Annotated in this window: 15 protein-coding genes, 1 tRNA gene and 1 rRNA gene; 9 read left to right on the forward strand and 8 right to left on the reverse strand. The window is 54.8% G+C overall.

Annotation, left to right across the window (positions count from 1 at the left end; all coding sequences use genetic code 11):
- Positions 1-47: 47 nt before the first annotated feature.
- The gene (locus ACK3R5_RS14810) at positions 48-2,813 is read left to right on the forward strand and encodes a DUF1508 domain-containing protein (RefSeq protein WP_411967511.1); all 2,766 of its coding nucleotides are present in this window, start codon (positions 48-50) and stop codon (positions 2,811-2,813) included.
- Positions 2,814-3,825: 1,012 nt separating this feature from the next.
- Here ACK3R5_RS14810 and ACK3R5_RS14815 read toward each other — a convergent pair.
- The 4 genes from ACK3R5_RS14815 to ACK3R5_RS14830 all read right to left on the reverse strand — a co-directional run bounded on the left by ACK3R5_RS14815 (position 3,826) and on the right by ACK3R5_RS14830 (position 6,628).
- Complete coding sequence (locus ACK3R5_RS14815) at positions 3,826-3,981, reverse strand: hypothetical protein (protein ID WP_411967512.1); 156 nt, start codon at positions 3,979-3,981, stop codon at positions 3,826-3,828.
- Positions 3,982-4,498: 517 nt separating this feature from the next.
- The gene (locus ACK3R5_RS14820; protein WP_411967513.1) at positions 4,499-5,098 is read right to left on the reverse strand and encodes a hypothetical protein; all 600 of its coding nucleotides are present in this window, start codon (positions 5,096-5,098) and stop codon (positions 4,499-4,501) included.
- A 121-nt stretch (positions 5,099-5,219) separates the two neighbouring features.
- Complete coding sequence (locus ACK3R5_RS14825; protein WP_411967514.1) at positions 5,220-5,453, reverse strand: hypothetical protein; 234 nt, start codon at positions 5,451-5,453, stop codon at positions 5,220-5,222.
- A 269-nt stretch (positions 5,454-5,722) separates the two neighbouring features.
- Entirely contained in the window at positions 5,723-6,628 is a 906-nt protein-coding gene (locus ACK3R5_RS14830; protein WP_411967515.1) for a hypothetical protein, read from the reverse strand.
- Positions 6,629-6,787: 159 nt separating this feature from the next.
- On the opposite strand from ACK3R5_RS14830, the gene ACK3R5_RS14835 reads away from it, so the two are divergent.
- The 6 genes from ACK3R5_RS14835 (at position 6,788) to ACK3R5_RS14860 (ending at position 15,559) form a co-directional block, all read left to right on the forward strand.
- The gene (locus ACK3R5_RS14835; protein WP_411967516.1) at positions 6,788-7,000 is read left to right on the forward strand and encodes a hypothetical protein; all 213 of its coding nucleotides are present in this window, start codon (positions 6,788-6,790) and stop codon (positions 6,998-7,000) included.
- Positions 7,001-7,008: 8 nt separating this feature from the next.
- The gene (locus ACK3R5_RS14840; protein ID WP_411967517.1) at positions 7,009-10,305 is read left to right on the forward strand and encodes an ATP-binding protein; all 3,297 of its coding nucleotides are present in this window, start codon (positions 7,009-7,011) and stop codon (positions 10,303-10,305) included.
- Positions 10,302-10,946 (forward strand): hypothetical protein, encoded by a 645-nt coding sequence (locus ACK3R5_RS14845; protein ID WP_411967518.1) that lies wholly within the window; start codon positions 10,302-10,304, stop codon positions 10,944-10,946. The genes ACK3R5_RS14840 and ACK3R5_RS14845 overlap by 4 nt, the downstream gene beginning before the upstream one ends.
- Positions 10,947-10,948: 2 nt before the next feature.
- The gene (locus ACK3R5_RS14850; protein ID WP_411967519.1) at positions 10,949-13,822 is read left to right on the forward strand and encodes a DUF1156 domain-containing protein; all 2,874 of its coding nucleotides are present in this window, start codon (positions 10,949-10,951) and stop codon (positions 13,820-13,822) included.
- Between the two features lie 331 nt (positions 13,823-14,153).
- Positions 14,154-14,780, forward strand: a complete 627-nt coding sequence (locus tag ACK3R5_RS14855; protein ID WP_411967520.1) for a hypothetical protein — start codon at positions 14,154-14,156, stop codon at positions 14,778-14,780.
- On the forward strand, positions 14,780-15,559 hold the full coding sequence (locus ACK3R5_RS14860; RefSeq protein WP_411967521.1) for a hypothetical protein: 780 nt from the start codon (positions 14,780-14,782) through the stop codon (positions 15,557-15,559). The genes ACK3R5_RS14855 and ACK3R5_RS14860 overlap by 1 nt, the downstream gene beginning before the upstream one ends.
- A gap of 62 nt (positions 15,560-15,621) precedes the next feature.
- Here ACK3R5_RS14860 and ACK3R5_RS14865 read toward each other — a convergent pair whose 3' ends face one another.
- Positions 15,622-15,951: a hypothetical protein gene (locus ACK3R5_RS14865; RefSeq protein WP_411967522.1), complete on the reverse strand. Its 330-nt coding sequence runs from the start codon at positions 15,949-15,951 to the stop codon at positions 15,622-15,624.
- A gap of 88 nt (positions 15,952-16,039) precedes the next feature.
- On the opposite strand from ACK3R5_RS14865, the gene ACK3R5_RS14870 reads away from it, so the two are divergent.
- Both ACK3R5_RS14870 and ACK3R5_RS14875 read left to right on the forward strand, forming a co-directional pair.
- Complete coding sequence (locus tag ACK3R5_RS14870) at positions 16,040-16,528, forward strand: hypothetical protein (protein WP_411967523.1); 489 nt, start codon at positions 16,040-16,042, stop codon at positions 16,526-16,528.
- Between the two features lie 118 nt (positions 16,529-16,646).
- Complete coding sequence (locus tag ACK3R5_RS14875; RefSeq protein ID WP_411967524.1) at positions 16,647-20,576, forward strand: helicase-related protein; 3,930 nt, start codon at positions 16,647-16,649, stop codon at positions 20,574-20,576.
- A 362-nt stretch (positions 20,577-20,938) separates the two neighbouring features.
- Here ACK3R5_RS14875 and ACK3R5_RS14880 read toward each other — a convergent pair whose 3' ends face one another.
- The 3 genes from ACK3R5_RS14880 to rrf all read right to left on the reverse strand — a co-directional run bounded on the left by ACK3R5_RS14880 (position 20,939) and on the right by rrf (position 24,245).
- Positions 20,939-23,200, reverse strand: coding sequence for an Lrp/AsnC family transcriptional regulator (locus tag ACK3R5_RS14880; RefSeq protein WP_411967525.1), 2,262 nt, complete (start codon positions 23,198-23,200; stop codon positions 20,939-20,941).
- A gap of 593 nt (positions 23,201-23,793) precedes the next feature.
- Positions 23,794-23,870, reverse strand: a tRNA-Cys gene (locus ACK3R5_RS14885).
- A 253-nt stretch (positions 23,871-24,123) separates the two neighbouring features.
- Positions 24,124-24,245 (reverse strand): 5S ribosomal RNA (rrf, locus tag ACK3R5_RS14890).
- Positions 24,246-24,325 lie beyond the last annotated feature (80 nt).

Here is a 24,325-nt window from a genome sequence, read left to right on the forward strand (position 1 = left end):
GTTACGTGTGATTAACTGTGTCACACACTAATGTGTCAGGGGGGCGATTGTTCCGGCTTTACGAACGGTACGTGGGTGAACCGGACTCCGAAAAGGACGTGTACGGATACTGGTTGTTCGTCACGGGGTATCTGGTGAGCTTCGCGGGGGTGGGTATCTTCCTCACTGGACTGCCGAACGCTGGCGGCAGTGTGAACGTGTTCTACTGGCGGCTCTCGGTTACGCTGGCCGCACTCGGACTTCCACTGGCGATGCTCGGTATCGTGCTTCTGTTACCCGTACGCTGGCGTGCAGTCCAGGTGACACTCGGTGGGGCGGGACTGTCGCTTCTGGGCGTCCTCGTGTTCGAGTGGGCCTATCCGCAACACTGGCGAACGGGGGCGAACTACACGAGCGAAATCGTCGCGCTCTATACAGTCGGTATCGCCATCATCGCCGGTGTCGCGGTGCTGGTCCCTGTCGTGACTGGGAAACAGGGCATGTTCGTCGAAGACGAACTGCTGAACCTCGCCGACCAACCGCCAGTGCTAATCGGCGAATCGACCACTGGAACGCTGTTTAGTGTCTTCCGCACGCCGCAGAAAGACTGGACGTGGCGGGCGATACAACAGGACGCCGTCGCAGATAGCACTCGGACGACTGGGAGTCGAGCGACGGCGCGCGAATCGGTCGAAGAGGTCCGCGAACTCGTCGGGAGAGCAGGGATGCTCGAAATCACGACTGCCGCGTTCCGCCTCTACGAAGACGACGGCCAGTGGCGGTGGGTGTTGATGCAAGAAGACGGCGGCGTCGTCGCCGAGAGCGGAACCGTCTACTCCGGCCGAGACGGCGTGGAAGACTCGGTGAGTTTCACGAAAGATACCGGTCCGAGCGCACCGATTATCGACATCGACGGCGCGGCCATCGACTACTACCGCGAGGGAGACGACTGGCACTGGCGGATTATCGACGAAGACCGACGCCCGCTTGCGGGCAACGTCGACGCCCACGCCGACCGACCGTCGGCGACCACCGCAGTCGACGACTTCCAGTCGCTGGTGCCCGACGCCCGGGTGTTGGCGCTCGACGACGTCGGCGCGGAACTCTACGAAGACGACGACGAGTGGCGCTGGCGCGTCGTCGACGCCGACGACCGAGAACTCGCGACCAGCGGAACGACGTTCGCCGAGCGACGACTCGCCGAGGCATCCGCCGACGGGTTCTTCGAGGGTATCGGCGACGCAACCGTCGTCGAGAAGGGACAGGCCGGATTCGAAGTGTTCTCCGAAGGCAACAGGTGGGACTGGCGACTGGTCGACGACACCGAAGAAGTCGTCGCCCGGAACCACGAGTCGGCCGACGACAGCAGTACCCTCGTCCAGCGTGCCGAGACGATTTCGAGGACGGCGGCCGACGCCGACGTGGTCTCTATCGAGGCCGGTGACTACGAGATATACCCCGGCCGAGACGGGTGGCACTGGCGCTTCGTCACCGCAGACCGTACCGTCGTCGCGGACCGAGAAGGTGGCTACGAGACACCCGAGGAAGCACGCGCCATCATCGAGACGGTGCGTTCGCAAGCCTCCGAAGCCGACTTGCTGGAGTTCGAGAGTTCGGCGTTCCAACAGTACAAGACCGACGACGACGAGTGGCGCTGGCGACTCATCGACGAAGGCGGTGCCGTGCTGGCAGACAGCGGCCAGTCCTACGAGTCCAAAGCGGGCGCCGGGGAAGCGATGCAGACGCTCAAGGAGAAAGCACCCGACGCCGAGATTCTGGAGATCGAGACGGCCGCGTTCGAACTCGTCCGCACTGACGACGACAAGTGGCGCTGGCGACTCATCGACGAAGGTGGCAACCTCATCGCCGAAGGCGCCTCGAAACACGCGAGTCGACAGGCCGCCCGTCAGGCGATGGACCTCCTCGTCGACCTCTCGCCGGACGCCGCCGTCCGCGAGATGGCCGACCCCATCTACCAACTGTACACCGACGATGGCGACTGGGCGTGGCGCTACGTCACCGTCGGAAACGACATCGTCGCCGATGGCGTCGAGACGCGTGGTACTCGAGACGACGCCGAATCCCACGTCGAAGAAGTCCGCTCGGCAGCAGTCGGTGCACCGGTGGACGTGCTCGAAACCTACGCCATCGAACTGGCCACTGCCGACGCTTGGTCGTGGCGCGTGTTCGACCCATCACGGGCCGTCGTCGCGTCGGGGACGCGACAGTATCCCGACCGAGACGCCGCAGTCCGCGATATCGAGACGCTCCGTGCGAATGCCGACAGCGCACCCATCTTCGAAATCGACGAGTCGGCGATTCGACTCACCCACCACGACGACGGGTTCGGATGGGTGCTCATCGACCGTGAGCGAAACACCTACGCCCAAAGTAGCACCCGCTACGAGACGCGGGCCACCACGCTCGACGCTATCGAGCGCCTCAAAGAACTCGTCCCCGACGCTCACACCATCGACTTCGGTGACGCCGGGTTCGAACTGTTCGAGGACGACGACGGGTGGCGCTGGCGACTGCTCGACGAAGCAGAGCGCGTCGTCGCGACCGGTGCGACGCCGTTCGAGACGCAGACCGAAGCCAAAGACCGAATCGAGACGGTCCGCGACTTCGTCGCCACTGCGAGCGTGCTCGAAATCGACGACCCGACGTTCGAACTCAACTACCAGAACGACGGGTGGATATGGCGCCTCGTCGACGGCAACGGGAACTCGCTCGCACAGAGTACCGAGGTGTACCCGACCCGACAAGAGGCCCGCGCGGCGATGCAGACGCTGAAAGAGCAGGCCCCCGAGGGCCACGTGACGGTGGCGCAGTAACGCTCTCGTCGGGGTTCGCGAATTTTTTTAGCCGACGCGATCGTTAGTGGATTCACAGTGAATACTCGAACGAGCACACGAACCAAGACTACCGGTCGGCGCTGAGATCGTTTGGCCGGTATCGGCTCAAGGTCAAGGAGGCACCGGATACACTCGCCTGGATTCGTACAACGACGAGCAAGAACTTCGACCCGGTACCAAGCGAGCGTGACCTCCTTCGTTGGAAAGAAGACGTTCTTCCGATGATCAAAGCCGCTCGAAATCCTCGAGATAAAGCGTTGATAGCCGTCCAGTTTGAGGCAGGGCTTCGAAGTGGAGAGCTGCAACATCTCCAAGTTCGCGATGTCTTCGACTCGGAGCACTCTGTCGGCCTTCACGCCGGTGGTAAAGAAGGAGAACGACCGGTCCACCTGATTAATTCGGTTCCGTACCTCAATCGGTGGCTGGATGAGCACCCAGGCGAGGGTGACGATTACTTGTGGTCGAAACTCAACGACCCTGAGCCACCGTCCTACAACACTTGACTTGGGTATTTCAAAGACGCCGCCAAACGAGCAGGCGTGTCGAAGCCGGTCACGCCGACCAATTTTAGAAAGTCGAATACACGATGGCTCATCAATCTCGGGATGTCTCAGCCGCGTATCGAAGACCGGCAAGGCCGAAAACGTGGAAGCGATCACACTCGCCGATATCTGGCACATTTCGGCGAGGAGAGTAACGAGCGGGAGTACGCACGACTTCACGGGAAAGACGTTGAGACCGAAGAGCCCGAAGAGATGGGTCCGATAGACTGCCCTCGATGTGGACAAGACACCCCACGAGAGGGAGACCGATGTATGTGGTGTGGGTTTGCACTCTCCAACCGGGCTGCCCAGGAAGCAGAAGAAAAACAACGGGCTGCTCTTGACTCGGTTCCAGAACTCTTGGCGGACGGAAGCATCGACCCCAGCGATGCTACAGAGGCACTCAACGACCTCATCAGCCGAAAAGTCCAAGCTGCTCTGGACCAGCATTAGTCCTGATTCTGTTTACGGAAAATCTCGAGTATCTTCTTCGCGTCTTCACCGAGGGGATTGTCAAGTTCGGCGAGAGCCTCCAACACCTCCCGTTTTGATTCGAACTTGTCTCGGAGGTATTCCTCCAAGTCCGCAGGAAGTTCATCAGGCATGGTTGTCCCCCCACTGAATCACTTCAGAGTTGGTCGGGTACTGTTGGGTCTGTTGGTGTGTGAGATTATTCTGCTGACTGGCTTGCATTTGCTGTTGGCTTCATTGAGACCACTAGATTCACAGAACCGGCTGGGTGAGTTGGGTACTCTTCATTCGCCAACATCACCAACCAATCATCTGGTACCTCCAGCGGTTGGCTTCAGTGTCAGGAGACCCAAAGTAGGGGAGTTCGGGACCGTCCACGACATCGGTCGTTCCTCCAATTCCGCTGCGCCGGTGGCCAACGTAGCAAAACACTTCCAGTCAATTAAACCGGCGCGAGCGAGTTGATGTGATGTACAGGTCTACTTCTGAGCCAACCTCACCGGCTCTTGTATTTTGAAGGAACGATATCTAGGGAGAAATGTGTTGCTGAAAGTAGCAACCCATTCACTGCATTTCAATCAGTAATTCGCCGACTGATGAGACAAATATCGTGGGAATAAATCGAGAATCGGGCGAAATGTCTCCAGAAAATTAGGGTTCCCAGGTGCTCCACCGGACTTCGTTATCCAGATCGGTTGACTCGAGTTTGCTGAATCGGATTGTGATCCCGTCTTGGTCGGTGTCGAAGATGACTCGTGCTCGCAGTAGTAAGAGATCCTGTCTTCGGTTGAGGATTTCCATCACATCCCGCTGGCCCCCATGAAATTCGGCATACTTCCCCGTCTTGACCTCACAGAGAACTTTCCGTTCAAGGTCGTCAGCCCCGTACAGATCCGATATCGGGAGAGTGACGTCTGGAGACCAAGGTTTCTGGTCTTTAGGCCACTCCTCAAGTACACCAACTTGCTCCCTATTACCGTCTTCGTCGATTAGATACTGATTGATATCCCAATCTCTGCGAGCGACTAATTCGATCACATCGTCGCCCTGTTGCATGAACGAATAGTGGAACCTCTGAGGGGCAGGGCGATAGATGTCAGACGAGTCGATCTCGGTGAATTCCGGGAAGATCATTTCAGGAGATTCGAAGAGAAGGTCTCGCAGATAGAACCCGACTATTTTCTCACCAAAGTACCCCTTGTCGTTGGGGTTCAGCGATTTGAAGAAGTCCATTCCCAAAGTCACAGTCATATCCAGTACCAATCACAAGCGACAAAATAACGCCTTTCCCTCTATCATCGGACTATCATCACAGTCTCTGTTCAATAGTGCCCGACCAATTATATCGAATTCCCCCAGGGGCCGTTCTATCCTATCGCCACCGGCTCTCTATCGACGTCCGGTATCGTAACCCGATGACGGATGTATTGAACTGCTGAATCGTCGTTGGGTCCAGTTCGTTCCGGGCGTCAACGAGGTTTTCCTGCGACTCGATTAGGTGAGTGAGAGCTGCGTCGATGACGTCAGAGTTCGGTGGATCGTCGTACTGACCGGCTGAAACTATCTCTTTGGCCCGGTCAAGGAGACGCTGGCGCTCGTCGGTCATCCGAATCGTGGTCCGCTTCGTCGATCCCATTATAACAGGATGTATGCACCGGGGGGCCTAGACCGTTTCTCTGCGGTAATTGGTCGGAAGATTGGTTATATATCGACGAATCACTCACCCGGGTCGTGACGTCCAACCCGACTAGCGAGGTCGAAATCTATGCACATCGCCGGGACGTCACGTGCCGGAATGTGCATATATCGCGATTGGTGAATACATCGACGTCGAACCCCTGGGAGACAGCATTAGATTACTGGACCATGGGATTATCAAGTGTATTTTGACTGCAACTTATTATATGCCGATCTTAAATATTCCATTGACATCGAAATTGTTGGTTCAAAGTGAATAGTCAATTGAGCTAAGCAGAAACCGAGGATCAAAAGTAACACATTTCCGAAAAATGAATGCCTGCTTCCGGTTCCATACAGTAAGCTCACATAAATGTCTCCGCCGTCGCGATGTACAACATTTGCTGAGTAGTAGCTGTTGTTACCACTAGCTGGGCCCACAATAGAATCTCTGCCCTCAAAAGAAAACATCTGATTGGCTTCATTTTGGTGATAGATGCGATAGTTGGGAACCATACAGCTTCCCTTGTCACATGAATAGTAACCACTCTCCGGTGAAACAGTGAGCATAGTACGCTGCGTATTAGACACAGAACCTTTCAAATTCAGAAGGACATTTCCAGAGGGATAGATTGGATATTTAGGAACAAAAATGGCTCTAATAGAACAGGGGCCTGTAGCTTGTTTAATCGTAATCGTATGTGTATCGCTCAAGAATTCATCATCAGAAGAGAGAGTACAATTTCCATCTGGGGAGTAATAATCAACGAGCGCTAACTCGCTATCGAATTTTTCAAGCGGTCTTTTCGTGCTGACTGTAATCTGTGCGGGTGTTCGTGAAGGTTCTACTCCAAATAATGTAATACGGACAGTCCTTGGTCGGTCTCCCATCAATAGCCAGTCAACAGAATATGGGGGCAGAGTACCTGTGTAAGATATATACCCATAAGTTTGTTCGATTGTAGTTATATTCTCCCCACCAACGTCGATCCCATACTCTGGAGTGACAGGTATTGACCCGTTCATCGAAAGAATCCATAATGAAGATATTATCAGTAGTATGTATATACCTGCTTTTATAAGCGACAGCTGGCGGGAATTCATATATTACAACCTATATCATCCAAAATATAGTTCTTCTGCTGAAGAAGATATTCAATGTACAGACTATACACGCTTTCTGAATACCAGCGTCGAATAAGTCTGCCAGAACTTAGTCTAAGTAAAGGTTAAGTGACGAGCGTTCGGTTTCGAGAATATTAGATGACTCGTAAACAAATTGGAAAGAATACGGGTAACTCTGGTCGGATTAATTTGTCTGGCCCCGAGCTCGAAAAGTTCGGTTCTGAGATCGGTGAGCCCATCAAGATTGATATTGCAGAGTCAAAAGGTATCGCTCAGGCTATTATCGAAAATAGCGACTGCGGTGAGTTCGTCATTGTATCAAAGGTTGATCAAGCGGGGGCAGAGATTTGAGTAGTGAGGTGGCACCTGATCTGTTTGAGGCGTGTACTCCCAGAGATGACGTTCTAGACGGGACACTTCAAGAAGAGGAGTTCGCGGCCAGCTTGGCCACCGTTGCACACTCGTCGGACGACGCCGCACCAGTGTACAGGAATGCAAATCAATTCTTCGAGATGACGTACCCAACGGATGGGTTACGGACACTCCTGAGCAACCTCTCTGGTAGGTTCCTTGCTGCGACTGGCAAAGACAGCGGTGGATACTCTAGCAGCATTCTTTGTTTGGACACTCGATTCGGAGGCGGGAAAACCCACGATCTCATCGCCTCGTATCATTTTGCCACAAATCCGTCACATATCAAAAACCTCGGGCGCCACTTGGTTGACGGCGCAAAACCACTCGGTGAAGAGTATATCAGTGCAGTTGAAGATGGGCTAACAGTCGATACCGCCGTATTTGTTGGTGGAAACGTGGATGGTCGCAACGCCCGAAGTGACCGTACCGATCCAGATGCCCCTAATACACGAACTATGTGGGGAGAGATTGCGTACCAATTATACGGTCTTGAAGGATACGAGTACCTCAAAGAATACGACCAAGAGCGGAATGCACCAGGTGGAAACACCCTGAAAGGACTCTTTGAGATTGGCGATGGTCCTGCTCTTATCCTTCTTGACGAAATCGCGGCATATCTCAAAGCAGCATCTGGAGTTGACGTAGGAAAGACAACCCTTTCTGAACTTACACTCACATTCGTTCTCTCTCTATTAGAAACTGCATCGGAAGTGGACAACGTTACGGTTGTCTACAGTATCGCAGATACTGCCTTTGCTGACGAGGCAGAGGAGGTTCGCGGGCTCGTCGATGAACTGAACCAGATTGGACGCCGTCAGCACAAGACCGTCACCCCGACATCAGAAAACGAAGTTGGCCAGGTTTTGCAGCATCGTCTCTTCGAAGACATCGAAGGCCACCAAGCAGAACGAGCCGCAGAGTCTTATTTCCAATATTACGCGAGCAGTGATCGACAATTTCCGCAGGAAGCAACTGACGCGAGATTCGTCGATCGATTAGAACGAGAATACCCGTTTCATCCAACAGTCATCGATACACTCACCGAAAAAATCGACACCATCCCAAAGTTTCAGCGGACACGAGACGCACTGAAACTCCTCGCGCGAGCGGTCTACTATCTCTGGAACCACCAGCCCGACCACTACGACCGCCACTGGATTCGGCTCTACGACCTTACGCCCGCCGACAACGCTCCCGACGGGAGTATCGACTCGACGCTTCGTGAGACCCTCTTCGAGTTCGTCGACCTCAGCTCGGCGGTCACTGCGGACATCTTCAGCGACGATGGCACCGCGCACGCACAACTTGAGGATCGGAAGTGGGTAGAGAAAGGCATCCCACCGCTCGGAAATCATCTGACGACCACTGTTCTGTGGCATAGCCTCGCCTACGGAGAACAGGCAACTGGTCTCACACGCGCGGAGATGAACGCCGCACTCGGGCATCCCGACATCCGCTTCGACAACTACGATTCGACGCTAGAGGCCCTTGCTGGCGGCGATATGAACGTCGCGTGTTACTACCTCTACGACGAGGAGCGGGTCCGGTTCAAATCCGAGCCGAACCTAGTCAAAATCATCAACCAGCGGGTGGACAACACACCCGATGCTCAGGCACGGAATCGATTTGAATCCCGCTTAGAGAGTTCAGAGATCGGAACTGGCGGATTCAAGACTGTCGTCTTCCCGGAATCACCAGCCGACCTTCCGGACAAGGTCTCCAAGCCACAGCTTGCGGTGATGCACATGGATACCGCTCCCGTCTCCGATGGTGGGAGTGAGATTCCGGAGAAAATCCAGACGCTGTACCAGAAATCAGCTTCCAAGCACGGTGGCGAGACCCAGAGGCGAGTCTACAAGAACTACGTCCTCTTCCTCGCCCCTGATAAGGAACGCATCAAAGGTGCCATCGACGAGGCGCGCCAGCTGGAAGCCATAGAAGCCCTCCTCGATGACTCCCAACAGACGGCTGACCTCTCCAACGAGCAGATCGAAGAGCTCCGTGAGCGCCGTGACCAGACTCACGGTCTCTTGGGCGAACTCGTCCGCGGGGTCTACCGTCACCTGTACTACGTCGATCGAGACGGCCTGACACACCTGGCAATCAACGCCACCGAAGCCAACGGTGGTACGACGCTCGTTAACGCCGTCGAGGAAACACTCGAAGACCGGCTGATTCGCGCTGACGCGGGTCCGAAGGGGGTCGCCTTCTTCAAACAGAAGCTCTGGCAGCAGACCCAAAATAGCATGACCACCGAGCAGTTGGTCACGCAGTTCGCTAAGAAGCCAGGGCTTCCGTACCTGCTCAACACCAAGCCACTTCGGAAGACGGTGGCAAAGATGGTCGACGACGCTGGCTACACCTACTGGGACAGCACCGCTGGCGAAAACGGGCTCGCCTACTGGGACGGCGACGAGGATGACCGCCCCGAGAACTGGCGGAAAGCCAATCCGCTCTCTGAATCACCGGACGTCAGCACGAGCATTCGTGATTCGGACGTCAAGGTTGGCGACGAGTACGTCGTCTACACCGACGTCAACGCGCTCCTCGACGTCCACCACGACGTCATTCGACCTCCGGAAACTGAAGAGACGACGTGTGCAGAGCCTGGTTGCGAGGTTGAAGTCGATGAAGAAGGGGACTACTGCTCACAGCACGAACCGAACGACCTCGAATGTTCCAACTGCGGGAAGACGGTTGCCAGTCGGGGCGAACTGAACCCACGCGGTCTTTGTGCCGAGTGTGCGCAGCCGCAAGACTGGGAGCGGTCGACGAGCGTGATGACTGCCTCCCGCGCCTTCAACGAGGTTCGGACGCACGCCCTCGGGAAATCCTCCTCGGGTAGCGACCCAGGAATCGACCGAATCACCATCGAAGTTGGTGGCGACGACCAACTGTCGAAGGGATCATTCATCGCCCAACGCCAAGCGTTCAAGGACCGGGCAGACAACGTCTCGGTACGGATGCGGTACAAGACGGAGTCGTCGGGCGGGGCGTCGTACCAGGCCCAGTTCACCGGCGGTATCGACGAGTTCTCCCGCGTGACGAATCAGCCGGACCCGTTCGACGGTGCATCCCTCGTCGAGCTGAAATTCCGCGTCGACCTGACCAACCCCGAACCGATTACGAACGCGAAAGACGACGTGCTCGCGGAGCTTCAGGACGAACTCGGTTCGACGAACATCGACGTGAAGGTTCAAGGGCGAGGACCGGTCGAAGTACCCGCAGAGGTTCAGCAATGACATCCCACCCTACACCTGATGCAGACGCGACGCCAACGCTCGGCCCTGAAGACGATTCGATCGGAGCGGGCCAGTTCGGTAGCAGCGTCTACGGGGGCCGCCCGACCTTCGCACTCGTCCGTCGAGACGACTCCGACGGTGCATCGCTGACACTGTACGAGCTATTGCCCGAAACGCAGGCTAACGCTCGTCGCGATCGTCTCCAGCGTGGCAATCCCAACAGAGGCCTCGTGACGGAAACGTTCGAATCGGTGTTTGGAGAATCCGCGGACCCAGAGGTCGACAGATGGGAGTGGGACGACTGGACGGCAGTGAAGGTCACACAACTGTCTGGGAGTCGGCTCCGCTCTATTCTCCCACTGGTACGAGAAACGCTCCGTGGAGCAGATTTAGACGAGTCTGTTCTCACTGCCGCCGGTGCTGCCGAGGTGTTTCTCCCAGAAACAGTCGGTGTTCGGTTGGCTCTGGGGTTCCTCGGTGTGAAACCTATCCAGCGGGTCGACCGGATGCGGGCGTTCTGTCGTGGTATCGCGCGAATGAGTGACGAAGAATGCTACTACTGGCACGCAAAGTGTCGGTCGCCATCTTCACCGAACGGCGAGAAAGCGCTTCGAACGTTGCTAACAGACCACATCAATTAAACATGGCAGATAACTCCAACTCCAAGAACGGCATCAAATCGCTCGCAATCGAAAGTAAGCTTCCACTGAAAGCTGTCGGAATTGAGAACCTGAAGGAGGATAACCCCAAACATATGCCTCCTAATAGATATCTATTCCCTTGGTATGCCAGACGGCCAACCCCAGCGGCGCGTATAGCGGTTTTAGCATCGGTCCTTCCTGAGGGAATTAGCAGTGATGACATTCTCAGCTTGATGCAGATCAAGCCCAATTTTGATCCAGATATTCCTTTGGAAGATTATGTCGTGAATAAAAAAGTGACCGAAGGAAATCGGTCCGGTACCCTGGGTGACCACTACGGGTATCCTCGTCCGTTCGAATCCAGTCCGAGTAAGAAACAGCAAGAGGACCTACATTCGAAATTACGGGAATTTTGGGACGGAGACCTTCCAACGGTATTAGACCCGACCGCTGGTTCTGGTGTCATCCCTCTCGAGTCTCTTAGATATGGACTTCCCACAATGGCAAATGAGCTTAATCCCGTTCCTTCTGTGATGCTAAAGGTGGTTCTTGATTATCCCCTTTCGGCTGGCCATCTCCGTCAGGAAGTTGAGATGTGGGGGTCTGAAATTGACGAGACTGCTGCCGAAAATCTTCAGGAATACTTCCCGGGCAACAACAGTCGACAGACGCCTTCTCACTATGTTTCGACATATACTATAACCTGTCCCAATTGTGGTTGTGATCTTCCTCTAACTTCGAAGCTATGGCTTCTCAAACGGTCTTCCTCGAAAGGTATCGCTGCAAGGCCAAAATACGTTGATGGGGAACTCACGTTTGAAAGGGTAGAACTGCCGGAAGACGTGACCAAAGATGAATTCAACCCTCAGGATGGTCCTCGTTCCCGAGGAGGGAATACTGAATGTCCTAATTGTGGTGTTGTGACAGAGAGTAGTGAGGTCAAAGAACGCGTAAAGAATGGTGATTACGAGTATGCAATCCTCGGTGTAAAGTATACCAAGTCTGGTGGAGGTTCAGGATATCGAGCGGCTACCCAGGCCGATTACGAAGGGTATAGGAAAGCGGTTGAGCGGGTTGAGACTGATTATAATCTATTTTCACTTCTGAAACAAGAAATCCCGAAAAATGGACAAAAAACATCTGAGCCTGCTGGATACGGGTTCTCAGAGTGGAGGGATGCATTCACACCTCGTCAGTTGGTAGCCCATTACGAGTATTGGCAAGCGTTTGAAGAGGCTAAAGACCGGATCCAGGAGGAATACAGGCCAAAGAAAGCTGAGGCAATAATCGCAATCTTATCTCTTGCTGGCGGAAAAATAGTGGATAGGAATTCGCGACTATCTCCATATAATATCCACCGTGGATATCCAATGCATCTGACTGGAGCTAAGAACCTAAGCCCCCAGTGGCAGTTTACGGATAATAATCCGTCTTCTGGTGACCAGCAGTATACTGATATACTGGACAGAATCCTCGGATCATACGAGAAAATTGTTGGTTATCTAGAAAATTCAAAATCAAACCCTGCTCAGATACTGACCGGTGACGCAGCAGACTTGGATATAGACTCAGATTCAGTTGAGTCGGTAATCGTTGACCCACCCTACTATTCGAGCATTATGTATGCTGAATTATCAGACGTGTTCTACGTATGGTTGAGAAAATACCTTGATGATGTATTCCCTGACTTGTTTGCCGATGAGCTAACGAACAAAGATCAAGAGGCAGTCGCCAATCCTTCGAAGTTTAGTGATATCGCAGGGAGTGGCTCAAAAAAGGATCTTGCTCGAACCGACTATGAGGAGAAGATGAGCGACATCTTCTCTGAGATCTATCGAGTAGTGAAGCCGGGGGGAGTCATGACGGTGATGTTCACCCACAAAGAAACGGACGCATGGGACACCCTCACAAAGTCTCTAATCAACTCTGGATTCACGATAACGGCGACTCACCCAATAACCAGTGAACGTCCTAATCGTACGGACACCCAAGGCAGTGGATCCGCTGATAGTACTTTGCTACTTACTGGAAGAAAAAAGCTTGAACAAGATAGTGGCACATCTTCGGTACCAACACTCTGGAGCGATGTCAAACAAGATACGAGGGTTGCTGCGAAAAATGCCGCACGAGATTTAATCGAATCGGAGTTCAATCTAACAAAAACAGACATCATTATCAGCGCCTTCGGACCTACCCTGAGAGTGTTCGCTGAGGCGCACCCAGTCGTTGATGATCAAGATGAGCCTGTGCCTCCACGCCGTGCTCTTGAAGAAGCAAGAGAAGCAGTTACAAGAGTTCTTGCTGAGGAATACCTGCAAGCAGAGGATATTAATGACCTAGATAGCGTTAGCGAATGGTACATCCTCTGTTGGCTGGTGTATGAAAAACAGACATTCTCTTATGACGAAGGCCGCCAGCTTGGTTTAGGGGTGGGTGTTGATATTGACGACATCAAACGAAGCACAAAGATATGGGGTAAAAGTAGCGGAGATATTAGCCTACGTGGGCATTCTGATCGCGTCCAGAATATCAACGAGAAGCCTGAGAACCGCTCCAGTCGCACACCCGTAAACCCGGACGACCTATCGTTTGGCCTCGCACTAGACAAGGTCCACGCAGCGATGCATGTCTACGACGTCCAAGGCGAAAGTGCCTGTATGGACTGGTTGCGGGAACGAAACTTCGACTCGGACTCGACCTTCAAAGCGACGCTCAAAGCGCTCCTCCAGGTGCTCCCTCACGATCACGAAGACTGGGAACTCGCCCGCGATCTCGCTGCCGGCCGGACCCGAGAATTACTGAACCTCAAATTTAGTCCGAGCGTCTTCACTGAGGATAACGAACAGACCCAACAGACAGGCTTCGACGACTTCTGAACACAGTCAGGAGCAACCACACTTCCGCCCTCGATTTGGCAGCAGGATTCATTTTCACACTGTTTGATATTTTATTGTGTCCCACCAACGAGCAGTTCCCGAACGAGGGTACGAAGGCAATTCATCCAACCTTGACGACCTCAGGGGTCGGCTAGAAGAGTTGGTCAGCGACTTCGCGGAGGGCCGAGACAATTTTGAGAAGAGTCCTGCACACGGTCGAATTTACCCTGCATCGTCGATTGACTATCGCGATAGCCGCGGACTCGTCCAAGGCGGAAGTTCACCTAGTTACTGGGGCGGTCTCTGGTCTCTCACCTGCTGCAAGCATAAGATGCGCCGGGAACACTTCTTCGACGACTACTTCCAAGAGGCCGAAAGCGGTATTCTACGACCGACACAGCCACTCTTCGTATTCACTTGTGCCGGAAAGCAGGGATCGGATACACCCGGCTGGTCAGAGGGACGGAGAAGGTGGATCACAAGTGTCGCCTTAGTCACACACGCATTCAGAGAGATGGAAGACTACGGTCGGTTCCTACTAGAGCAAGACGAAGATGCGTGGAAGGACCGAATTACGACCCAGGACTCTTCGGAGATAACTCAATGGGCGAGAAAGTACGGCGATTGCCACGCACTCCTCGATGACGGAGAGGTGATCGGAGTCGATGCACCGTATCCCGAGCACGACCATGTCTCGAGCTCCGGGACTACTTCGTGTGGATGCAGTAAGACAGTTGACCAGGACTACGACCACATCTATCACGAAGATAACGACCCGACGCTGCTGAAATTCGCGTCTACGTCAGATTACTGGATGAGCTGGTCAGAACCACAGTTCTACTGGACAGTAGGCAACGGTCCTGATGCGTGGGGTGGTGGACAGAAGATGTTGGCATACGGTGATACCGACGAATCAGATCAAAGGACAGTTCTCTCGGAACTTCGAGGCGCAATCTAATGACGGTCGTTCTCGTCGGAGTCGGTGCTGATACTGAGCACCTACGCCCGGCGTTACGGCTGACGAACGGCGGCCATTTTGATTACATCCCAATCCCGGAGTCCTACCCATCGACGGAAGAAGCCACTTACGGGAACTGGGAGTTGCAACATAACGGAGGATACGCTTCCGATGTCGTCGAGGCAATCAGCCCCAAAGGGAAGGATAGCCAATGGATCAAAGACTCGTCGTCTATCGCCACACATCCCGTCCACCACGACCCGAATTTCGAGGCGATGACGTTCGGTGACCGAAGAGGACAGGGTGGAAAAGGAGCGACCCTAGCGAAACATCTCGATTCGGGTGACGGTGAAGACATTCTTGGGTTCTATACGGGAATGAAAGAAGACTCAGACGATCCAAACCTCAATCGGTTCCTCTACGGGTACATGGCTGTCGAGGAAGTTCACGACCTGTCCAAGCTTGACGGTGAAGAGTACTATGATGCCATCCGACGATTTCCCGAGAACGCACACGCAAAGCGTCTCGCCGCTGCTGGAACCCCAAAACACGATGATCTCGTGATTGTGGAAGGAAGAGCCCCAGCCGCTAAACTCGACTCGCCAATCAAAATCAGCGAGCGGATCGACAAACGTCCATGGTACCAGGTGAGTGAGCAGTTTGCTGATGAGTTCAACGTCAAAGGTGGGCAGAAAGGTATTGGTCGAAAGTTCCCGTTGGTATTGGATCTGGGTGTAGAATCATTCATCCACAAGGTCGAGCCCAGAATTCACGGTTAAACACCACCGTGGCTTCCTTCTGACTACCAAAGAATAAGTGGAAACTGAGCCTCCCCAACCGATTACTGACCTGCTAGCTCCCCATCCTCAACCGCGACACTGACCTCTTGATTTGGTTTGAGCGACTCTAGTGTGACTCTCCCCACTGGGTTTCCAGATTCGTCCGTAAATCGTAGCTCGAGCGAACCCTCTGTCGAAGCCGTGAATTCCAAGTCGGCGTCTTCCGAACCACCGAAATCTTTCAGAGTTGCCCTATCAAGGTGGACCTGGTCCTGGCTCACCGAGTTGACCAGCCGGCTGAAAAACTCGTCCCAGGTATCTTTCGAACCTTTTTGCTTCGCAAGACGGTCGTACACATTCGAATCAATCTTCAGATTCTTTCGTTCTGCCATGTGCGATAATCTAACCTCCGTGGTGTAAATATCGAGGTGGTTCTAGGTTAACCCAAACAGATTATTATCTGCTACTTGACCGGGCAGTATGGTAGTAATCATTTACGACCGTCGGGAGGAAGAACGCGAGTTCATCATCGACGAACTCTCTCAGCAAATAATTGTGTATCTCGGTTTTCACGGGTCTGCACAATGCGACACTGTTACTGAATACGTCGGTGCCGATTCGGGAGCCGACGTCGAAGAGCGATTAGAGAACAAACTTGGACAGGCGGGTGCTCGGCTTGTGCAGAAAAACGAAAGTGACCAGATGACACTCGACGGGACAGAGGTACCGCCTTCCTACAGCCTCACCGAGGAAGGAAATTCGTTCGTGTATAGACACAAGTCGGTGCTCAAAACACCCACAGAATTGGAATCTATCGCACACACCGTCAGTGAGCTTAAAAGAGAAGTAGAGTACCTACCCACAGATTTAGACGAGGCTTACGTCGAACAGGACGATTTACGAGAGTCGGTAGACCGTATCGAGGACCGGCTTACCGAACTCGAAGCCCGAGTTCAGTCCCTCGAATAATCGCAGTCGACAACTGCGGTATGGTTACATGACGTCTCTGTATTTTATTGGTTTCTCCCAGCTGCTTCCAAGACGGAAAGTTAAGTAATCACCTTGATAAGTAGAGGTAACTCGACCAATGGAGAATCTCCCTGACCGCCAGTGGCATTCGATATACGAGAGCCAGCCTTCCGGCTCGAATTCGTATCTCGTCGATGAATTCTATGTCCCAGCGTTGAAACGGTCGGTCCGCTACGACCGCATCGCTGGCTACTTCTCCAGCAGTGCGCTCGCAGTTGCTTCCCGAGGGATCGACGCCCTTCTCGAAAACGACGGTGAGATGCGACTCGTCGTCGGGACCGAGCTCTACACCACCGACCGACCAGTCTTCGAGGCACTCACTGACGAACTGACCGACTCACTGGATGAACTGGAAGACGAACAGTTAGACGCCCAACTCCAGCTCCTCGCTCGGCTCCTCCGGGAGGACCGCCTCCACATCAAAGTTGCTGTCCCCCGTCAGGGCTCGTGGCGTATTTTCCATCCGAAGATGGGCATCTTCCACGACGATGACGACAATGCGCTCTCCTTCGAAGGAAGCGTCAACGAGACAGTCGGCGGATGGAAGAACAACTACGAGCGATTCAAAGTCCACCGCTCGTGGGTCGACCAGCAGTCGACGTACGTCGACGGCGATATCGACACCTTCGACCGACTCTGGAAAGACGAACACCCCTACGTCGAGGTCTACGACCTACCCGAAGCAATCGAGGAAGAGCTCATCGACTGGAAAGATCCGGACTCACAGTCGAAACTCGAGGAAGCGATCCAAATCGCCCGTGGTGAGGCACCACCGACGGAGCGCGACAAGGCGAACATCATCGCCGACGGGCATCTCTCCCCTGGTGGTCTCGCACTCGCCGAAGAAGGCAGCACGATTACGCCGTGGCCTCACCAGCGCGTCGTCTCCGACACGCTGGTCAACACTTACCCGAACAGTTTCTTGCTCTGTGACGAGGTCGGCCTCGGAAAGACCATCGAAGCCGGTCTGACGCTCTCCCGACTTGGTCTCACGGATGAACTCGAAACTGGGCTTCTACTCGTTCCTGCCAGTCTCTCCGTCCAGTGGCAAGAAGAGATGTGGGAGAAGTTCAACCTGAACGCGTATCGGTACGAACGCGGGAGCGACTACGAGTACGCATTCATCGACGTCTTCGGACGTGAGCACTCTCCACCAGGCGTCTCTGAACTCGACATCAGCGAGGGTGAGCGTGAACAGGCATGGGTGAGTAGCCCAATTTGGCGTTTCCTCCACGAGCATCAAGACGCCAATGACACCAGCGGGCCTACAATCGTCATCATGTCCTGGCACACGGCACGATTGAGAGACCGGTGGAACCAGGTAGCACCCAAAGACGGTAGTAAAGTGAGAACCCGAGACGACGTGCCGGCAAGTTGTCGCGGACGTTCCCCTACAAACCGAGAGGGCGTTTGGGACGCAGTCATCGTCGACGAGGCTCACAACGGACGCAAGGGGAGCAGTTTCTTCTCGATGTTGGAGCAGCTTCGCGATCACACGCAGACGTACTACCTACTCACTGCGACGCCAATGCAGCTTCACGCTGGTGAGCTCTACGACCTGATGTCCCTGCTCGACCTCCCCGGCAAGTGGGACAATCAGGGCGACTTCGTCGAATTCTTCGAAACACGACGAGCACTCAAGAAGGCACTCAGCGAGTCTCTAAACGAGGACGACTCGTCTGGTGATTCGTGGTCTGCACAGGCGACGCTTACCGACGGGAGATATCAAGACCGAATTTCTGGTGGTCGGAGCCTCTCTGCCCGCGTTTTTGACTCAATTGCTGATGAGTTGGACGTCGGAGATGAGCGAAACGCCCGCTCCATCGCGAAGCAACGTGTGCTCCGGGCCTGTGACCTCGCTAGTGACTACGGAGAATACTACGATGGATACATCGAAAGGTTTGAAGCATCGATGGACGAGAACGGCGTCGATCCCTTCGATGCGAAAGAAGACGAGAAGCTGAAGTACCTCTTGTATCCCGAATGGAAGACAGACGAGGAGTGGTTGACTTACTCACGGAACGACCGGCTTGCTGCACTCGATGAACTCTCTGAGTCGGGATGGCGAGTTATCCAAGACATCCTCTCTGAGTCGACACCCGTCGATGCGCTCATTCATCGAAACACTCGTGACACGCTCCGAAAGTACGAACGAGTCGGCCTTCTCGATGCCACAGTTCCCGACCGAGAGCCGGAGCAACACAAGATCTCGCTCACTGAGGAGACACGCGAAGTGTACGACCGCATCGACGACTACACTCGGAAGTTCTACAAACTCGCTCAGCAGTCAGACGAGGCCGAGTCGCGAGCGATTGGGTTTGTCATGACTACCTACCGGCAGCGACTGACGAGTAGTATCTATGCTATCTCTCAAAGCCTCCAAAACCGGGTGAAGAAGCTCCGAAAACAACGGACAGTCCTGAGAGGGAAGAAGCGGGTGGCAGATCAGGATGGCATCGAGTCCAAACAGGCCGTCATGGAGACCCTCGACGAGTACGACCTCAAAGAAGACGACGACCTGGACGAACTCGAGCGAGACCTCGAAGACGTAGACCTTGCAGAGATCATTCCCAACGTCACAGACGAGGGGTTGTATCTTCTGGATCAAGAGATAGAGGAGTTGGAGTCGTTCGTCGACGAGTTGGCGGGTATCACGCAGGACCCGAAGATCAACCAACTCAAAGACGATCTCGACGAGTTAGATCGAGATGGCCACACCAGAGCGATAATCTTCACCCAGTACGCGGATACGATGGACTTCATCCGCGACAGCCTAATCTCGATTCACGGTGAGACGGTTGCGACCTACTCTGGACGTGGCGGAGAGATGTTTGACCGAGAGTCGAGGACGTGGGTCGAAGTTGGCAAAGAGCGCGTGAAGCGAGAGTTTGCTGCCGACGACGGCCAGGTCGACATCCTCGTCTGTACCGACTCTGCCAGTGAAGGTCTGAACCTGCAAGAGTGTGGGGCACTCATCAACTACGACCTGCCGTGGAATCCGATGCGTGTGGAACAACGAATCGGGCGTATCGACCGTATCGGACAGGAGTTTGACGAGGTAACGATCCTCAACTACAGTTACGAAGATACAGTCGAGACAGACATTTACGAACGTCTCGACACCAGAATCGGGCTCTTCGAGAACGTAGTTGGTGAGATGCAACCGATACTGTCTGGTGTCAGTAAGCAGATTCGGTCTGCGACCCTGGAGACCGAACGTTCGGAGAGTCGTGCAGCGGTTGAACGAGCCGACAAAGAATTCTCGGAGGAAATCGACAAACAAGAACAGAGCGACCGTATCGACGTGGGAGAGTCGTTGGAGTCCGTAGACGGCCTCGTCGAACAGGACGTTATCGACGAAGCAAAGCTCGATGCGTGGCAGTCCTACCGACATCCAGATATCACGGACGTAGGTGACGAGGAGTACGAATTCGATGCCCCGTTCGGTACTTCAGGACTGAGGGCTGTCCTTACCCAGAGTGAGACGCTCGCCGATGCAAGTATCCGACTTTCACCACTGCGTGAACTGAACGTCGATCTCTCCGAGTTCGATGGTGTCGACGAATTCAATCTGAAGGACGAACTGTACCGACTCGAGTGCAGTGAGTTCGACCTTCCACAGGTAGAGAGTGAACAGACACTCGCAGAGGCTGTCGCACCTGGACAAGATGCAGTAGCAGTGACGTTCTCTACTGAGTGTGCTGACGAGTACTCGTCTGTCCATTACTTGGCACCCGGTAACCCGATTCTGGACCAACTCATTCACGTACTACGCGAGTCGAGTGAAGACGTTGAGAGACTCGCTAAGCAAGTGGAAGAGCGTGAGACCGGAACTGGCTATCCGCTTGTCTGTGGATGGGGAAGAGACGGACATATTATGACGATCGACGCGGACGGTTCCGCGGACGACAGTATAACAGTGGGCTCGCTTACCAGGTGGTTCGACGTGTTCCTCAACAATCGCAAGCCGACGAGCACTACCTCGTAGTTCGACGCCCCTGTTTCAGCTGCACGTCGGTCGGCCTCACTTCGCCAGATTCCAGTACATTTTGATTTTGTGACCTTAGCCACGCTACGATTCAAGGCGCGCCGAGTCAGGCGCGCCGACCCACCCTTTTCGCAATTCATCAGCGCGCGCCGAAGGCGCGTGCTGTCCTTTCTGACTGTGGCTTCTTAGCCACACATCTAATCGGAATGTTGGGTACCCCCGCGTGAATCGAAATGACGGTTTTACCCGCTTGGGAATTCCAGCACGATACAACTGGTTTCGAACCAAAATACGAGTGAGATGCGGTGTATGTTGCTCCTTATTACGTTAAGAGATAGTGTTGCCACTCACCAGGACGGTCGTCAGCCTACGTATCGACTTCTGAAGCCCGGTAGCATCTGCGCGAAGTGAGACCACCAGGTCCACTTGATTCGGCTACCATCCACGGTCTCGACGACAGGCGAGAACTCACGAGCGAAGTCGACGACGTCGTTACCGGTCACTTCTGCCCAGCGGAGTGCCCCCGTTAGGAGTAACTCGCGTGCGTCCTCTACGTCGGCGGGCTTCCAGCCGAGGATGAGCTTCGCGGGGGTCATCCCGTCACCCTCCTCAATCCGCTCAACACAGTCAGCAAGCCAGCGTTCCCACGGGTCGCCGTCGATACTTTTCCAAGCGAACTGTTCGCCACGGACAAGATCGTCTATCGACTGCTCAATGGATTGCTCAACGGCACGCCGCGCTCCCTTCAGTTTGCCTAGGACCTGCTGGGCGAGGTACTGGCTCGCGAGTTCGACCTCACCGTACTGGTGGACGACAAGACGCCCGAGTCGCTCCAGGGCGTTGTAGACCGTGGAGATATGGACGCCGATCCGCTCGGCGATGTCTGCCGGTGATTTCACGCCGCCGTCTGTGAGCAACGTTTCGACCGTATCTACGTCTGTGTGCGTCAGATTCCCAGCAACGGCGAATTGCCGGGCATCCCGGTCCTGCTGTTCCTGTAGACGAGGAAGTTGATCGTCGACGACCTTTCGGAAGCGACGGTCACCGGTTACCTGGAAGTAGTCGTCCGCGACGAAGTACTCCTCGTCGGGAGATGTTGGAAGCTCAGACCAGCGGAGCACATTGAGGACAGCCTCGTCAAGTTCGCGTTCGAGCCGTTCGAGGTCGGACCAGTAGATGGTATCGTCGTGTCTTGAGTTCTGGAACGACACGCCAATCTTCGGATGTTCAAGCGGACCACCCTGAACCGCCTTCGGATGCTTGACGTGGTAGTGTTTCAGCTCTTTTGCGAGTTCGTGCCCGCCAATTATCTCCGAGGCCCGCATCGAGTCGATCGTTGCGGTGTGGTAGTAACCAGGGCACTTGGTGTCGTCGCGAATGCTCTTCGCGAAGCCACTGCGCTCAGTACCCAACAGCATCGAGATACGGTGGAGCGTCCCATCAAACGCGTAAACCTTCCCAGTCGTGTCTTTCTCTACCCGAACGTAGAGTTCTGCGTCAGTAACCGTGCTCGATTTGAATATATTGTTTGCCGCGAAGTCATCTGTCCGCAGACGCGTCGGGCGAGCGAATCGGAAGCCCTGTCGGTCACGAAGTGCTTCCATCGCGCGGTAGAAGAGGTCAGGATACCGCTTGAACTGGATGTTGGTGCCCTTGACTCCAACGTCGAAGCCGACAATGTCGTGGGGGTTTGATGGGTTCGGAGCGTCGGGGTTTTTGCTCTCGATATCGGGCCAACGCGGCTTGATATGGAACGACGCCCGCTTTCTACCCTCGCGCTTTGCCTCAGTGTGTGAGGTGTACGTAGCAGGGTAGATTTTCACGCGGTACTCACGAACGTCATCGAGACGCCAGCCGAGTTCTTCCGCGTGGTCGTCGTTGGGTGTTGCTAGACCCGACGACTCGAAGGTGAACTCAACAGCCCACTTTTCGATGTCGGCATTCGGTCCGAACTCCTCCGCTTCGCATAGCTGTCGCTGGGTGATCTGTGGGAGATTTTCAGCGACGACATCGAAACCCGTGCGGAGTACGCCGTGCTCTTCCCAGTCGTGTTCTTTCTGGAGGGAGTTGAGCGCATAGTAGCTGTGTAGCGGGTTCTGGTGCTCACGGCAATCGTAGTGGAGGTAACCGGCGAACTCGTGGTACCACGGACGGATGTACTCGAATCGATCGAATGCGTCGAGACCGTCGCGACGGTACACTTCTGCACGTGCCCGCCGGAGTTCGCTTTCGTGGCGACGGCGGAACTCGCTACAGGTGTAGATGTGCTCTTCGGGATCCTCCCGACGGTTGTGTTCTTCACCACAAAATGCACACGCAGAGACCGGACGCGCATCGCACTCGTGACCGTCGGCGTCTTCACTATTCTCGAAGTGCTGCCGACAGAAACGACACTGAGCACGGGACTGCTTCCGGTATCTCTCTCGGCGCTTTCGCCGTCTCTGTTTGGCTCGTGAAGACGAGATGTCAAGGTCGACATCACGACCACCCCTCCCTTTGAGTGTGACCTCTCTCCCGTCGATATCCGCAGTCACCGGCCCATCGCTTTCGAAGTGGCTCGCGACCGAGTCCTCATCGTCTGTGGAGACAGGCGTCGCGTCGAAGACTTCGAACTCGTCGCTCACGCTCCACCTCCGTCAACATCGCGAACTGGAAGGACTGCGTCGCAGTAGGGACAAAGATACTGTCGCACGTCAGGGATTGCGATGACTTCGACAGTCCGTCGGCAGCGGCGGTTCTCGCAGCGGGTCTGTTCACTAGTCGGGTTCTTCAGTCGACGCGCCGACTGATCGTGGCGGGCGCGGCTGACCGAGTTCTGGCGACATGGCCGACCAAGATTTGTACTCTTGTCACGGTGGGCACAAGATGTAAAGTAATCAGGTGCGTCTTCACGCACGCCCAATCACCTTCCTGATCGAAGTCGTGGTTGGGGACAGTACTCCGGTTACCCGGATCGATTCGCCGTATAGGGCCAAAACCTTGGAACAGTGACTGACCCTCGGGCGTACCTTTCGTATCACGGTTGGTGCCACCCCTCTTCGAGCGCCGAGCAGCGCGTCCCAGGACACCCCGTTCCCCAAAGTCGGTGGGTCTGACTACGGTGAAGAACTGGTGGAATACTCGCGGAGTATTTCTCACATCTACACTGACCTATCCAGTAGACGCTCTGGTGACGTGGATGTCTCTCCTTCGTTTGGATTGTGGGGGAAAACCCGTAAGCCAAGGGCCGGATTTGAACCGGCGGGGGTTCCGCTCTGCAGGCGGATGCGTTGGGCCGAACTCTGCCACCTTGGCGCAGTTAATCGTATCGCTGTCTTGTGCTTAAGCCTGACGGTGTGCGGCGCTTTGCCACCGAAATACATCGTTTCAGGGGTGAGCGCACCGTGGAGTTCACGGGACCGACTCGACACGGAGACGACAGATTCAGTGTATCGAGGTGGTTCCGCAGAGCGCTGCCGCTCTCGGAACCTGAAGCGCCGCGAGGAGTAACCCTCGCGACAGAAATGAAAAAAGCCCACTGGGGCGTTCCCAGTGGGCTTCGTATGAGTGGAGGCGGCGAACTGAATTTCCCAGAGGATCGCTCACTCCAGTACTGACCAGAACGCAGGTGAGCTTAACTTCCGTGTTCGGGATGGGTACGGGTGGAACCTCACCGCTATGGCCGCCGTAATGCCGACCAGCGGAATCGAACCGCTGTCATACCAATATCGGTATGGCGTTTTCTGACTAATGTACGTGCAATCCAGTTT

It is taken from the genome of Haloferax sp. YSSS75, assembly GCF_046764215.1.
Taxonomy (GTDB): Archaea; Halobacteriota; Halobacteria; order Halobacteriales; family Haloferacaceae; genus Haloferax.